This is a genomic window from uncultured Roseibium sp., assembly GCF_947499295.1.
GTDB lineage: Bacteria > Pseudomonadota > Alphaproteobacteria > Rhizobiales > Stappiaceae > Roseibium.
The window spans coordinates 47,223-61,279 of sequence record NZ_CANMNP010000002.1; the positions used below are offsets into that span (position 1 = coordinate 47,223).

At 56.0% G+C, this 14,057-nt stretch carries 15 protein-coding genes; 8 read left to right on the forward strand and 7 right to left on the reverse strand.

What is annotated here, in order from left to right; translation table 11 throughout:
* The first annotated feature begins 263 nt into the window (after positions 1-263).
* The gene (locus Q0835_RS04315; RefSeq protein ID WP_298958711.1) at positions 264-1,550 is read left to right on the forward strand and encodes a glycosyltransferase family 87 protein; all 1,287 of its coding nucleotides are present in this window, start codon (positions 264-266) and stop codon (positions 1,548-1,550) included.
* 92 nt (positions 1,551-1,642) lie between these two features.
* Here the strand turns inward: Q0835_RS04315 and Q0835_RS04320 are convergent, their stop codons facing one another.
* Both Q0835_RS04320 and Q0835_RS04325 read right to left on the reverse strand, forming a co-directional pair.
* On the reverse strand, positions 1,643-2,641 hold the full coding sequence (locus Q0835_RS04320) for a bifunctional riboflavin kinase/FAD synthetase (protein ID WP_298958714.1): 999 nt from the start codon (positions 2,639-2,641) through the stop codon (positions 1,643-1,645).
* Positions 2,642-2,817: 176 nt separating this feature from the next.
* Positions 2,818-3,264 carry a MaoC family dehydratase gene (locus Q0835_RS04325; protein WP_298813974.1) on the reverse strand — a complete coding sequence of 149 codons (447 nt, stop codon included), beginning with the start codon at positions 3,262-3,264 and terminating at the stop codon, positions 2,818-2,820.
* Positions 3,265-3,516: 252 nt separating this feature from the next.
* Here Q0835_RS04325 and Q0835_RS04330 point away from each other — a divergent pair, with 252 nt between their 5' ends.
* Genes Q0835_RS04330 through Q0835_RS04340 form a run of 3 tightly spaced genes read left to right on the forward strand, consistent with a single transcriptional unit; the run spans position 3,517 to position 4,751 of the window.
* Positions 3,517-3,900: a response regulator gene (locus Q0835_RS04330; protein WP_297587525.1), complete on the forward strand. Its 384-nt coding sequence runs from the start codon at positions 3,517-3,519 to the stop codon at positions 3,898-3,900.
* Between the two features lie 30 nt (positions 3,901-3,930).
* Positions 3,931-4,059 carry a hypothetical protein gene (locus Q0835_RS04335; RefSeq protein ID WP_298813971.1) on the forward strand — a complete coding sequence of 43 codons (129 nt, stop codon included), beginning with the start codon at positions 3,931-3,933 and terminating at the stop codon, positions 4,057-4,059.
* A 26-nt stretch (positions 4,060-4,085) separates the two neighbouring features.
* On the forward strand, positions 4,086-4,751 hold the full coding sequence (locus Q0835_RS04340) for a chemotaxis protein (RefSeq protein ID WP_298813969.1): 666 nt from the start codon (positions 4,086-4,088) through the stop codon (positions 4,749-4,751).
* Between the two features lie 195 nt (positions 4,752-4,946).
* Here the strand turns inward: Q0835_RS04340 and Q0835_RS04345 are convergent, their stop codons facing one another.
* A complete protein-coding gene (locus Q0835_RS04345) occupies positions 4,947-5,822 on the reverse strand; it encodes a TIGR01459 family HAD-type hydrolase (protein WP_298813967.1) in 876 nt (291 codons plus the stop codon).
* A gap of 113 nt (positions 5,823-5,935) precedes the next feature.
* Here Q0835_RS04345 and mutL point away from each other — a divergent pair, with 113 nt between their 5' ends.
* Positions 5,936-7,846 (forward strand): DNA mismatch repair endonuclease MutL, encoded by a 1,911-nt coding sequence (mutL, locus tag Q0835_RS04350; RefSeq protein ID WP_298958716.1) that lies wholly within the window; start codon positions 5,936-5,938, stop codon positions 7,844-7,846.
* Positions 7,847-7,911: 65 nt separating this feature from the next.
* On the forward strand, positions 7,912-8,790 hold the full coding sequence (locus Q0835_RS04355) for an alpha/beta hydrolase (protein ID WP_298958719.1): 879 nt from the start codon (positions 7,912-7,914) through the stop codon (positions 8,788-8,790).
* Between the two features lie 35 nt (positions 8,791-8,825).
* Here Q0835_RS04355 and Q0835_RS04360 read toward each other — a convergent pair whose 3' ends face one another.
* Positions 8,826-9,293 carry a nucleoside deaminase gene (locus Q0835_RS04360; RefSeq protein ID WP_298813961.1) on the reverse strand — a complete coding sequence of 156 codons (468 nt, stop codon included), beginning with the start codon at positions 9,291-9,293 and terminating at the stop codon, positions 8,826-8,828.
* Positions 9,294-9,476: 183 nt separating this feature from the next.
* On the opposite strand from Q0835_RS04360, the gene Q0835_RS04365 reads away from it, so the two are divergent.
* Positions 9,477-10,865 (forward strand): pseudouridine synthase, encoded by a 1,389-nt coding sequence (locus Q0835_RS04365; RefSeq protein ID WP_298958722.1) that lies wholly within the window; start codon positions 9,477-9,479, stop codon positions 10,863-10,865.
* Positions 10,862-11,437, forward strand: coding sequence for a 16S rRNA (guanine(966)-N(2))-methyltransferase RsmD (gene rsmD, locus Q0835_RS04370; protein WP_298958725.1), 576 nt, complete (start codon positions 10,862-10,864; stop codon positions 11,435-11,437). The genes Q0835_RS04365 and rsmD overlap by 4 nt, the downstream gene beginning before the upstream one ends.
* Positions 11,438-11,581: 144 nt before the next feature.
* Here rsmD and Q0835_RS04375 read toward each other — a convergent pair whose 3' ends face one another.
* The 3 genes from Q0835_RS04375 to Q0835_RS04385 form a co-directional block, all read right to left on the reverse strand.
* Complete coding sequence (locus Q0835_RS04375; protein WP_298813954.1) at positions 11,582-12,442, reverse strand: MBL fold metallo-hydrolase; 861 nt, start codon at positions 12,440-12,442, stop codon at positions 11,582-11,584.
* A gap of 215 nt (positions 12,443-12,657) precedes the next feature.
* A complete protein-coding gene (locus Q0835_RS04380) occupies positions 12,658-12,999 on the reverse strand; it encodes a hypothetical protein (protein ID WP_298813952.1) in 342 nt (113 codons plus the stop codon).
* A gap of 115 nt (positions 13,000-13,114) precedes the next feature.
* Complete coding sequence (locus Q0835_RS04385) at positions 13,115-13,966, reverse strand: patatin-like phospholipase family protein (protein WP_298958728.1); 852 nt, start codon at positions 13,964-13,966, stop codon at positions 13,115-13,117.
* Between the last annotated feature and the right edge of the window lie 91 nt (positions 13,967-14,057).

The following is a 14,057-nucleotide window of genomic DNA, read 5'->3' on the forward strand; positions in this document are numbered from 1 at the left end:
CGCCGCGCGGTCGCGTCAGCCGAGGGCCGGGCAGGTAATTCGCGCAATCGCGTTCATCGGTGCGCAGTGAATTTTGTAAGCCTGAGTGTGCATGGAGTGGGACATAGCAGCACTTTGGCCGCGAATAAAGACAGATTGGGAAATGTCCGCGCAATTTGCGCCTCGAGGCAATTCATCCGCTGCCAAGTAACCGAATATAGACGTCTTTCGGCCATTGTCCGGACCAACACCAACATGCAACAGGTTTTGGATACCGGAAGGTCATGACGGCTCAGACTGAGATCAACAGTGAACTGGCTGCCGCCGGCACGCGTAACCCGGGACTTTGGTACCGCGGTGCCAACCGTGGCGATTGGCTGACCTGGGACCGGATTGGCTTTGCCTGCCTGTGTTCTGCCATCGGCTATTCCCTGGCCCTGGCCTGGATGCTCCTGATCCCCAACAGTTTCGGTTCAGCCAACGGCACCTTGCTGATGGATTACCTGAGTTTCTGGCTCGCCGGCAAACAGGTGCTGGCAGGTGCACCGGAACTTGTTTATCTGCCGAAAGAGTTCGCGGCCTTGCAGGAGGCTTACACCGGGTCTGACACGGTTTTCGGTTTCTTTTATCCGCCGACATTCCAAATGCTACAGAGCCCTTTCGCACTATTGCCTTACAAGGTTGCCTTTGCCGCTTTCGTCGGATTGACCACCGGATTGCTGTTTCTCGCGTGCCGGGTAATTACGGGGAAATGGCTGCTTGCTGCCTGCCTTATTCTGGTTCCTGCCTGTGCCAACAATGCGTTTCATGGGCAAAATGCAGCTTTGACAGCCGCGCTCTATGCCTTCTTTCTGATTGGCATCGAGAGGGGCAAATTCGTTTGGGCCGGTGTGGCTCTTGGTCTTTTGACCATCAAACCACAGCTCGGCATCCTGGCTCCTGTTGCGCTGATCGCCAGCTTGAACTGGCGATCTTTTGTCAGTGCCTCCGTAACGACACTTGGCTTTGCCGGTCTGAGTGCTGCAATTGTCGGTATTGGCGTTTGGATCGTGTTCTGGCAGCAGGCCCCGGTCGCGGCGGCAATGATGGAACTGGGCGGTGTCGAGTGGGGCAAGATGGTCTCGACCTACGGCAGCGTCCGGCAACTCGGTTTGGGGCACACTGGCGCCATGAGTGTGCAGGCAATTGTGGGACTTGGTGTCTTGGCCTGTGTTTGGCACGCCTGGCGAAAGTCCGAAAACATGACCGTTCGTGCCTCGGTTCTTGTCGGTGGAGCGCTTTTGGTAACGCCCTTCGCTCTTTCTTATGATTTTACGCTGCTGGTTGTTCCTTGCGCTTTCTTGATCCGGGATGGAATGAAAACCGGATTTCTGCCGTACGAAAAAGTCTTGCTGGCAAGTGTCATTGCTCTTTCAGCGTCCACAAGCCCCTTGGCGCTCTATGTTGGATTGCCGGTCGCACCGCTATTGCCGTTGATTGTGCTTTGGCTCGGAATGCGACGCCTCGGCCATGATCTCAATTCCAGCGGTGTGTCGGCCGACACCTCTAAGATACCAGCAACAGCTGCCTGATCTTTACGTCCGGCCGGAAACGATGGCATTGCGGGCATCAACAAAACACGGCAGTGCTGCTCAGCTTGTGTGAAGCGCGCACACCCAATTTATCAGTGCGCAAGGTCCAGCAGTTTCATGTCAATGTCCGATAACGGTTGCATGGATGCCAGTGCGGCGCGGGCCTCTTCGCTGTCCCTGTCCATCTGGGAGACGAGCGCCTCCACGCTGTCGAACTTTTCTTCACCCCGAAGGTAAGCGATCAGGTGCACGCGCAGGGTTTCGCCATACAGGTCACCGTTGAAGTCAAACAAATGCACTTCAAAGAGAGTTGCACCATTGTCGAATGTTGGTCGGCGTCCATAGCTGGCGACGCCTTCATACCACTGGCCGCCCGTATTGACCTTGACCGCATAGATCCCGCGCTGGAGGGGCGTATCTTCTCCCAGATTGAGATTTGCGGTCGGATAACCAAGGTCCCGCCCGCGTTTGTCGCCGTGCTGAACCGATTTTTCGAAGAACCAGCGATAGCCCAGAAGTGCGTTGGCCTGAACGATGTCGCCGCGTCGCAGGCTGTCACGAACCCGCGTGGAGGAAATTACCTCTGCACCTTCATCTTCTTCCCTTTGCACAATCGTGACACCGAAGCCGTGATTGGCCCCGGCGTTGCGCAGGTAGTCGGGTGTTCCCTGCCTTGCGCGGCCGAAGTGAAAATCGTAACCGGTTACGGCGTGAGAAATGCCAAGCGTGTCGATCAGGATTTCCTGAACAAAGGCATTGGCTTCAATACCGGCAAATTCCTTGGTGAAAGGCAGAATAAGCGCACCATCCAGGCCGCAGACCTTCAACAGGTCAAGTTTCTGCTGCGGTGGCGCCAACCGGCTGACAGGTTTGGCCGGATTGAAAACCGTGCGGGGATGTGGTTCGAAACTCATGGCAAAAACCGGATGGTGCGTGCCGTGTCCGAGACCGAGAGCTGCGCCGAGCACAGCACGATGACCTCGATGAACACCATCGAAATTTCCGATTGCAACAATGCCGCCCTTGAGTTCTTCCGGGAAGGTATCAAGGCTGTCGGCAATGAGGAACTTTGACGGATCTTTCAGGCTCATCAAGCTAACTTTCGCAAAACTTTTCGGCAAGAACAGCCGGAAAGGCCGGCTATCAGCAAAATCGGCGGTCGGGAGAGCAGCGAATTAGCCAGGCCGACCACGTGTTCGGCGAGGAACCTGCCGCCAAGAAATTGAAAGGTCAAGATGGAGCAGAGTGCGACCGGTTCGCGCTGTCCTCAAAGGCCTGAGCGATCTTCGTCGCGGCTCGGAACTTTCACCAATGCCTCACCTTCCAGCACGACTGTGTCGTCCACGCTGCAGATGCATGACAAACGGGCACGGTTGCCCTTTTCCTTGAGCTCCTCGACGGTCACGGTCACCTTGACGTCGTCACCGATCTTGACAGGGGCCTTGAAGTTCAGTGTCTGCGACAGATAGATCGCGCCCGGACCAGGCAAACGGGTCCCAAGGACCGCAGAAATTAGACTAGCGGTATAGAGCCCGTGCGCGATTCGGGTCTTAAAGGGTGTTCTGGCTGCAAAGTGTTCGGAAAGATGAATTGGGTTTCTGTCGCCGGATACTTCGGCAAAACCGACAACATCGGAAGAACTGACATGTTTAACAAGTTCTTCGCTCATCCCGGTCTTGAGATCTTCAAAACAGAGTTTTTGCAGTTCCAACATAGGGTTTCCGCCTCGAATTCAAGTTTTTTATGTTGGCAAGACGCTAGGCTGACCAAGGTTTTCTGGCAATTGTGCTTTGGGCTGAGAAAAAAAACCTGCGTTATTAACGGTCTTTTCAGGGGCAGCGTCTAGATTGCGTGGAGTGTGGGGAGGTGAGGACACAGACAAATGTGTCGCTCTCCTTCAAAGTCATAACGCGTATCCACCGGCCCACGGCCAGGGGCCGCGCAAATTGACAGTATGGAGTAGACAATGGCCCTTGATCTTCAGATGCCGGTCCTCGTGGTCGATGATTATAAGACCATGATTCGCATCATTCGGAACTTGCTCAAGCAGCTTGGCTTCGAAGACATCGACGATGCCGCGGACGGTACCGAAGCATTGGAAAAAATGAAACAGCGCCGTTACGGCCTGGTGATTTCCGACTGGAATATGGAGCCCATGACTGGCTACGAACTGCTCAAGCAGGTTCGTGCCGACAGCGGCCTCAGCAAAACACCGTTTATTATGGTGACAGCGGAATCCAAAACCGAGAACGTCATTGCCGCTAAGAAAGCCGGTGTGAACAACTACATCGTGAAGCCGTTCAACGCGCAGACGTTGAAAGGCAAGATCGAAGCCGTTTTCTCGGACTAATCTCTCGCATATGGCGGGGGAAGCGCCTTCATGGTGCGTCTCCGCCAGTGCCAGCCGATGGTTGTGGCACATCTCGATCTGCTGGGCAGGTGGATCGGGCGTGGAATGCCGCACCTTGTCGGACGAGCGGGCCTTTGGGGGGCTCCGCGCATCGACTGATGCCGTGAAAGAAAGGCGCGAAAAAAATGAAACAAGAAAACATCGCCCGCGTTATCGATTTTCTGCAGGAAAACAAAAACCGCGAAAGTGAAGTTTCCCTGACAGACGTTATGCATCTGGCTGAGATGATGTCCGGTTCGATGCATGATTACCTTGAGACAGTTCAGCCGGCGGTCACTGACGAGCTGACGATGATCGCTAGGGAAATCAAACGCATGAAGGAGGAAATCTCCCAATTGCGTGCCAATGACATGACCGGCAACAAAATCCCGGATGCCGGCCGTGAACTTGATGCGATTGTTGAGGCTACGGAAGAGGCCACCAACTCCATCATGGAAGCTGCAGAAGATATCATGTCTGCGGACACCAGCGATCCCGAAGCCTACCAGGAGCTGGTCTCCAACAAGATGATCGGGATCTTCGAGGCATGTACCTTCCAGGATATTACAGGCCAGCGAATTTCAAAGGTCGTTTCAACGCTCCGTTACATTGACGAAAGAGTAAGCTCTTTCATCGAGCATTTGCGTCTCCCGGAAGATCTGGATGCCGATGTAGCCGAGACTGACGAAGAACGCCGTCAACGGGAACTGATCCTGCACGGACCGCAACACAGTGGCCAAGGTGTCTCTCAGGATGACATCGACGCGATGCTAGGTGATGCGCAGGCAGATATCGACAAGCTCTTCGACTGATCGAAGCATAAAACGAGTATTCAAAAAGGCCCTCCATGCGAGAGCCTTTTTTTTCACGCCTGTGGAAAGAAGACACCACAGCCGTTCGTTGTCTGTTGCTCGCTTTCGCTGAGGTCATCGAAACGCGGTCGTGACTTTGAAAACAACTTCCGACAACCTGGAATGAAGACTGGCAATTCGATGCCGGTCTGCCTCCTACCACCACAAGCGTGGAAGGGCGGCCCGGGCGCGCAATCCTTCTTCGGTCAGGCGGCGGCGGATCAGGTGTTCCTCGGGATCGTCGCTCGGGCCGAAGTCGGAAGCGTGAATGCCGGCTGTAATGAACAGCACGTCTATGTCTTGCGAAACCGCACCGCGAATGTCGGTTGGCAATCCATCACCGATAGCAAGAACGTCTTCTTTTGCAATCGTCGCGCCGGCGAGTTCTGACAGCCGGTCCAGCGCAGCCTTGTAGATCGGGCCATGGGGCTTGCCGAGTATGGCAACCTCACCGCCAAGATCTTCATAAAGCCTTGCCAGAGCACCTGCGCACCACACTAGACGGTCGCCGCGCTCAACAACAATATCCGGATTGGCGCAGATCATGGGCAGCTCGCGGTCCACCAATTTCTGCAGGCGGTCGCGATAATCGTCCGGTGTCTCCGTTTCATCATCGGTCAGTCCGGTGCAGCTGATTGCTTCAGCCTCGTCGTCATTTTGCGTGAAGGTCGCTTCGAGGTTCCAGTAGAGCGGTTGGTCTCGATTAGGCCCGATGTGCAACAGCGTCTTGCTGCCTTGTGCTTCCAGAACACTGCGCGTGACGTCGCCTGAAGTGACGATGCCGTCATAGGCCTCTTCCGGCACGCCCAGGCTGGCAAGCATTTCACCAACCTGTTTGGCCGGACGGGGAGCGTTGGTGATCAGTACGACTTTGCCGCCGGTTTCGTCCCTGTATCTCTGGAGTGCCTTATGGGCATCTTCAAAGGCGGCGACACCGTTGTGCAAAACACCCCAGACGTCACACAAGATGCCCCGGTAAGAAGGGGCAAGGGCGCGGAGCCCGTCAACAAGAAGCGGTGCAGAAACGGTCATGGCGGGTCACTCGGATCACGGTGTGTCTGATAAGCTGATGAAAGAATCGAGGCAAACTCGGCGCGGACCATATAGGATCGCAGCGCGGTAAGAAACCGAGTAAAGGGAGTTTCATGAAGGTCAGGCAACTTGGCGAACAGGTGATCAACCAGATCGCCGCCGGGGAAGTGATTGAGCGTCCGGCCAGCGTCATCAAGGAGCTGGTTGAAAACGCGGTCGATGCCGGAGCCGGGAACATTGAAATTGTCACGGCTGCCGGTGGCAAAACCCTGATGCGCGTGGCTGACGATGGATTGGGGATGAGCCGCGAAGATCTGGAACTGGCTGTTCGGCGGCATTGCACTTCCAAGATTTCGGATGATGACCTCTTCGATATCCGGACACTTGGGTTTCGCGGTGAAGCATTGCCTTCGATCGGATCTGTCGCCCGCCTTGCCATTCAAACGCGACACGAAACGGAGGACCACGCCTGGGCTATTGCCGTTGAAGGCGGCAGGCATCAGCCGATTGTTCCGGCCGCCAGAGCCAAAGGCACCCAGGTTGAAGTGCGTGATTTGTTCTTTGCGACACCTGCGCGTCTGAAGTTTTTGAAATCCGATCGCGCCGAGGCGGCAGCGATCACCGAAATCGTGAAACGCATCGCCCTGGCTTATCCGACAGTCGGGTTTTCTCTTTCAGGAGCAGACCGCCAGGCGCAAAGCTGGCCGGCAGCTCGCGGAGATGACCCGCACCTTGCTCGAATTGCACAGATCCTCGGCCCGGAGTTCGTCGACAATGCGATGGAAATCGATGCTGAGCGGGAAGGCGTCAGATTATCAGGGTTTGCCGGACTGCCGACACACCACCGGGGTAATGCCCAGCACCAGTTCTTTTTTGTGAACGGCAGGCCTGTAAAGGACAAGTTGTTGTTGTCCGGTCTGCGCGGTGCTTATGCAGATGTCCTGGCGCGCGACCGGCATCCGGTCGTCGTTCTTTTCGTTGATCTCGATCCCGCTCAGGTGGACGTCAATGTTCACCCCTCAAAGGCGGATGTCAGGTTCAGGGATGCGCAATTGGTGAGAGGTCTGCTGGTTGGCGCCATAAAGCGCGCGCTGGTTGATGCGGGTCACCGTGCCTCGACCTCAAATGCAGCAGTTGCCCTGGACGCAATCAGAGTTCATGCCAACCCTCACGCTGGATATGGAAGTGCCCTCCCAGCAGCTGGTGCAGTAGGAAACACCGGATATGCCGGGCGCGGTAACGGTCTTGCCCGGGCGGCTGCCGCCCCCCACTGGAACCCAGAGGCTTTTAGGCCGCTAGAGGAAAATGAGGGACCGGCACCCGGATTTGCCGAGAGCGCCCAAAGAGCGTTTCAAGGCTCGGAACAAGATGGGTTTGCAGGTTTTGCAACGCCTTCTGCGGATGCCAGGGCGCACGACACTCCGGTGGAGACGGAAAAGACTTTGCTGCCGCTCGGAGCAGCCCGGGCACAAGTCCACGAAACCTATATCATTGCCCAAACGGGCGATGGGGTTGTCATTGTGGATCAACATGCTGCCCACGAGCGCCTGGTTTATGAACGTTTGAAAGAAGCGCTGGCAAAGAAAAGTGTTGCACGGCAAATGCTTCTGATTCCCGAAATCGTCGAGTTGCCGGAAGAAGATGCTGCCCGGCTTGCCGAGCGTGCAGACGATCTGGAAGCCGTCGGCTTGTCGCTCGAGGCATTCGGCCCTGGCGCTATCGCTGTCAGGGAAACGCCGGCGATCCTTGGTGACATGGACATTCAAGGCATGGTTCGCAATCTTGCTGACGAACTTGCCGAGTGGGATACGGCAGATGGTCTGAAGGACAAACTCGACCACGTTGCCGCCACGATGGCCTGCCATGGCTCCGTTCGGGCCGGACGGCGTATGCGCGCAGAAGAAATGGACGCCTTGTTGCGCGATATGGAAGCAACACCGCTTTCCGGGCAATGCAACCATGGCCGGCCAACCTGGGTTGAGCTGAAATTGACAGATATTGAGAAACTCTTCGGCCGCAAGTGAGTTATAGGCTGGAAACAGTACAAACACCTGATTGATAAATCCGGGATTCGATTTGAGATACGCCCATGTCCGAAACTGAAGACCATCAGGCCTTGAAAGCCGGCGCAACGCCTTCCGGTACGGGAAAGCGTGTCCGAAAGTTGTTGATCAATCTGATCGTCGTCTTTGGGATCGCCTACATAATGGCAGCTGGGTTCATGTATCTTAACCAGCGCAATTTCCTGTTTGTGCCCACAGGTGAATTGACGGATCCTGCGGAGGCCGGGCTCGACCAGGTAACGGTTGAAACCGTGACCATGGCAGACGGCACACAGATCAGCGTTTGGTCAGCTACCCCAGCGGTCGAAGGTGCTCCCACAGTACTTTATTTTCACGGAAATTCCGGAAATGTGTCCACGCGAGCGTCTCGCTTCAAAAAAATTCTCGACAGTGGGTTCGGGCTCTATGCTCCCAGTTATCGGGGCTATGCAGGCAGCGATGGCAGCCCGACGGAAATCGATTTGATTTCAGATGGCCGGGAACATTTCGAGAGCGTCGCGGGCCGCACAGATCAGATCATCATCCACGGCGAAAGCATGGGAACAGGTGTCGCAACTGCGATAGCCGCGGAACGGCCTGAGACGGGATTGCTTGTTCTCGAAGCGCCCTATACCGCATTGGTTGACAGGGCATCTGAACAGTATCCGTGGTTGCCTGTCGGATTGCTCATGATTGACCAGATGCCGACGCGGGAACGCGTTGGAAACGTTCAGGCACCGATCCTGATCGTTCATGGCACACAGGATGTCGTCATTCCCGTTGAACATGGAAAAAAGCTGTATGAACGTGCAGAAGATCCCAAAGAGATCCTGATTGTCGAAGGCGCGGCCCACAACAATCTCTGGTCACAGGGTCTGTGGCCGGCCGTTCTTGATGCCTGGCGGAAGGTCAATGCCGAGGGGTAGCACCGTTGCGTCGGCAAGTCCGACACGCATTTCTGTCAACGCCTTGAGTTGAAGAAAGCTTTCAGGAGTTTGGCGGCTTGAACCTCGCCTATGCCGGAATAGGTATCGGGAGCATGATGGCAGGTCGGCTGGTCAAAGAAGCGAGCGCCGTGATCAACCGCGCCACCCTTCTCGTCGCGGGCAGCGTAGTAAAGCCTGCGAATGCGGGCAAACGAGATGGCGCCTGCACACATGGTGCAAGGTTCCAGTGTCACGTACAGGTCGCAATCCGGAAGTCGCTGCGAATTCAGCAGCGCACAGGCTTTGCGGATAACCAGAACTTCTGCATGCGCCGTGGGGTCGTTGAGCTCAAGGGTTCGATTGCCGTCCCGCGCGAGAATGCTGTTTCCTCTGACCAAAACGGCACCGACCGGCACTTCTCCGCGAGCCGCTGCGTTTTCCGCCTCTTCGAGTGCAAGATCCATGAAAGTCTTGTCGTTTCGGGATTGCTGGCCGGTGGTCATTGAATGTCTCAGGGCCCTTTTGGAGAGGCGAAGAAAGTTCGTGTTTAATCGCAAAAGCCGATACAGTCAGCCCCGTAATCTCTTCTCTTCTGACCAAGCTATGCGTTTGGGTATGAGCGCCGTTGCGACCAATGAATGCAACAAGCGATTTCAGAATGGGCAAAGCTCTGCTATGACGCGGCCATGACGACAAGAAAAACTCCCCCTAAGCGCCCTGGTTCGGTGAACCCACGGGCGCGCGACAATCGTGCACCTGCAAAACGGCGTGGGCCACAAGGTGCGAAGAAAGACGGTCCAAAGAAAAGCGCGGTCGTGCCGGCACCGCGCAGCATGACCGACGAGACAGGCACACGAGGCGAACGGATTGCCAAGGTCATGGCGCGTGCAGGCTTGTGTTCGCGTCGTGAGGCGGAGACCTGGATTGCCAATGGCCGTGTTGAGCTGAATGGTCAGGTTCTCACCACACCGGCAGTCACGGTGACGCCGGACGACAAGGTCCTTGTGGACGGCACAGCTCTGCCTACCCGTGAAAGAACAAGGCTTTGGCTCTATCACAAGCCGCGTGGGCTTGTGACGACGAACAAGGATCCGGAGGGGCGTCCCACTGTCTTTGACAGGTTGCCGGACGATCTGCCGCGGGTGCTGACGGTTGGGCGGCTTGACATCAACACGGAAGGCCTGTTGCTCTTAACGAATGATGGCGGGCTCGCAAGGGTTCTCGAACTCCCTGCCACCGGGTGGCTGAGGCGTTACCGTGTTCGCGCCTTTGGCAAAATCACGCAGGCTGATCTGGACGGGCTGCAGGACGGTGTCGCAATCGATGGTGTTCTATATGGCGCGATCGAAGCTGTGCTCGACAAGGAGCAGGGTGGAAACGTCTGGATGACCGTCAGCTTGCGGGAAGGGAAGAACCGGGAGGTCAAGCGGGTGCTTGAACATCTCGGTCTTGCGGTGAACCGACTGATCCGCGTGTCCTATGGGCCGTTTCAGCTCATGGATCTGCCGGAAAATGACGTCCGTGAAATTCGGGGTCGCGTATTGCGTGACCAGCTTGGAGAGGCCTTGGCCGAAGAAGCGGGAGCGGATTTCGATGCCCCGATTTTTCATACCCCCAAACAGGAAATTGAAAAGACGTCCGCTACAAATCGTGCCGGTGGCGGGAGAGATGACCGCAAATCCGGTGATCGCAAATCGGGTGATCGTAAATCCGGCGGCCGCCGCGAAGAGAGCCAGGGCAAGTGGTTGACGGCGCGCGAAGGCAAGACAGAAACCGACCGGAAAAAGGCTGCCAAGAGTGACCGCTCAGATCGCAAGCAAGGCAAGGCTCCGCGCAAGGACAGCGGTCAACGACAGGAAAAAGTGTCTCCCCGTTCCCGTTTCCGCATGACCTCAGCACCCAGGCCCCGCAAGGACATCGAAGAAGGTCGACGCAGCTCACCGCAGCGCCGGATCTGGAGCGACGATGGCCTTCTTGACGACAAGCAGCAGGAAAATCGAAACAATCGCGACAAGGATGAGCGGCGTGGTCCACCCAAGGGCGGCCGGGGACCGCGTCGCGGAGACCGCTCGTGAGAATAGTCGCAGGGCGCTTCAAGGGGGCCGCAATTGCGGCACCCAAATCCCAGGAAACCCGTCCGACAAGCGACAGATTGCGCGAGACAATCTTCAACATTCTCGCGCATGGCGTGGGAATGAATCTCGAAGATGCGCGTGTTCTGGACTTGTTTGCCGGAACCGGAGCGCTCGGCTTTGAAGCCATCAGCAGAGGAGCGCGCCATTGCACTTTTATAGAAGAAGGGGCTGAAGCGCGCGGCGTGATCCGGCGAAATATGGAAGGTCTGGGGCTCAACGGGGCGGCAAAAATCTTCCGCCGGGACGCAACCCGCCTGGGCGTTCCAGGCACGATCGAACCCTTCGACCTTCTTTTTGCCGATCCGCCTTATGACAAGGGGCTTGGTGAAAAGGCATTACATTCTGCTGGTGTCGGAGGCTGGCTCAAGCCGGACGCAATCTGCGTCCTGGAAGAGCGTGCAAGTGCCGACATAGAAACACCTGAAGGGTTTTCCGAAGTCGACCGGCGGCAGGCCGGGGACAGTCAGGTTCTCTTTTTGCGCTTTGCGCCTCATATCAACCTCACCAAATAAAACCCACCCGAGGCCGCGACATGGGAGTGTTCCCCAGCGTCGCGCGTGTTGGACGATGCCTTACATCGCCCTGCGACACGCTCCTCTCGGAACACACTCATGTCACGGTCGAATGGGTTCCTATTTGTTGAGGTTGGTATCAGCTCACGCGCCGCCGGGCATCATAATGTATGCGGTTGGTTTGGCAGGTAGGCTGGCGCGGCTGACAATCAGTTTGGCGGTTTCTGCACGAACAATCTCATATCCAGCTTCCGTGGCGCGCCCTGTAAACGCTTGAAGCGCGCCTGAAAAGTGAAAATGCATCGGTATCACCAAGGCTGGTCCGATGCTTTCCAGCACATCCATGAGACTGTCCAGACGCAATGTCGACGTGTTGTCCACCGCGGCGAACACGATATCGATCTGCCCCAGTCTGGTCAGGTCTTCCTTGGTCAGTCTGTGGTGCAGGTGACCGAGATGGGCAATACACAGGTCGGCGACCTCAAAAACGAAGATGGAATTTCCGAGCCGCCGGGTTTCGCCGTCCCATCCGCGTATATTGGTCTGGATATTGCGGATCCGGACATCTTCAACCGTCATGTCGTGATCCATTACGCCGCCCTCTGGGTTCCAGCCATAAAGAAGGTGCTCGATGCTCGGGTCTGGGTTGAGTGAATAGTGTGTGCTGTGAGCACCGTTCATGGTGGCGACAGTTGGCGGAAGAAAAGGACGAACGCTGTCGTTGTAGTCCGTCGCTATTCGCACGCCTTTGGGGGTCTCCAACTCGAAAGTGGAATGCCCGATATAACGGATCTGAACTTCCCCCGCTTGCAGCGATGCATTCCATACCCTCGCTTCACCAGGGAGCAATTGCCGGTAGGGGGCGTCTGCAACCAATTGGCAAATGGCCAAAGCAGGCTGAACAAATGCGACCGCGAAAAGGCACCCGAGCAGCGTCGAAGCTGTGCGGATTCGGCAAAGGCCGTGTGCCAACAACTGAAATGGGGCCGGAACGTCCCGGGTCATGATGCGCTCTCCCTGAAGACTGCCATGACCCTAAGTTAGCGGGTCGGACTGTCAGGGCAAGCGACTACGGACGTTTCTCTGTTGCTTTGGCCAGAACTTGATCGTTTTTACCCAAAGCTGCCAAAAGAAAAGGCAACCGTTCGCAGCGTATTTGCGAAGGCGGTTGCCTGAGGTGGGGGCGGGTGGGAGGAAGGACCTGCCCCGGTATGAAATGTTCAAACCACGTACAGGCTGACAGGGGCCTTTGCCCCTTTAGGCGTGGAGTGCCGCTCGATTTCTAGCGCCTTTTTGTCATCAGTTGCCTGCATGTGGATCATCTCGCCGGCATGGCCGGCTTCCAGAATCATGGCTTGCTTGCTGCAATGGCTTGCGAGCGAGAGTCCAAGCTTGCGAAAATGTGACCGGCGATAACAATAAACAGCCAGCGCCGCGCGTTGGCGTTCCGGCAGCTGATCGCCCACATCTGAGACTGCGCTCAGCGTCGCTTCGAGCAAACGCTTCAGCAAATCTTCGGAAACAGGGCAGTCTTCCAAATCTGTAGAACCAACTGGCCGCATAGACCTTCTCCTAATAAGATAGGAAAAGTATTTACGGGTTTTATTAATGAACTATTAAATAAAGTAATTGTGATAACAAGAGTGATCGTTCTTGTTAATTGTGCTCATGTTGCTTTCAAGTAACGAGTGACGTTTCTTTTATCAATGCTGACAGTTGTTCCTTTGTTTGATCTCGCAATGGCTCTGCCTTGTCCAGAATGCGGTCAGCTTTCATGAAATCAAGCACACGGATTGTGTCGTGTGGCGGACGAACCAGCATATCTGGCTGATCCAACTTGAGTTTTTGGTTTGTGATCGTTTGCATAAGGATCTGCGAGGAGCCAAAAAGGCTGTCCAGCATGTTGATGTCGTCGCTGTTTGGGCGGGGAACCGGTGCTCCGACGACATCGACGGCGATGACAATGTCACACCGGTCTCGCAGGCCATCAAATGGTAACGGGTTCACAACGCCGCCATCGATCAAGTGACGGCCTTTATGACGTACAGGCTTGAAAACGGCGGGTATTGCAATCGAGGCTGCAATCGCAGGAAGAAGAGGGCCCGAATCGAAGTCGACCTCGCGACAGCCAAAAAAGTCGGTCGCGATCAGTCTGAGGGGGATATCCAGGTCTTCGAAACTGTCAGGGAGAAACTCGGAAATGAAAACTTCCAGGACGCGTTCTGGGTCGAATTGAACCGGTCCTGAGCGGAACATGTCTGCAAACTTCTTTGGCCTGAGTTGCCAAAGGCGCGAAAGAACCGTGTTTCTATCCGAAAAAGTTTTGAGGGTGATTTCTCGAATTTGCTCTCCGCTAAGGCCGCTTGCATAGGCGGCACCCATGATCGCGCCGATTGATGTTCCAGCGATTTGTGCCGGTCTCAAACCGAGATCGTCCAGGGCTTCCAGGACCGGAATGTGTGCGAGACCACGCGCACCGCCGCCTCCAAGCGCAAGGCCAATCCTGGGAAGGGGAGTGTCGGATTGCATGAGCATCGTCCTGTTTTGACTACACTCAAGCAGATGGGGAGTGGCTCATGCTTTGCCAAGCCATCGACCTTGGCGCGCGAGCAGGAACGTT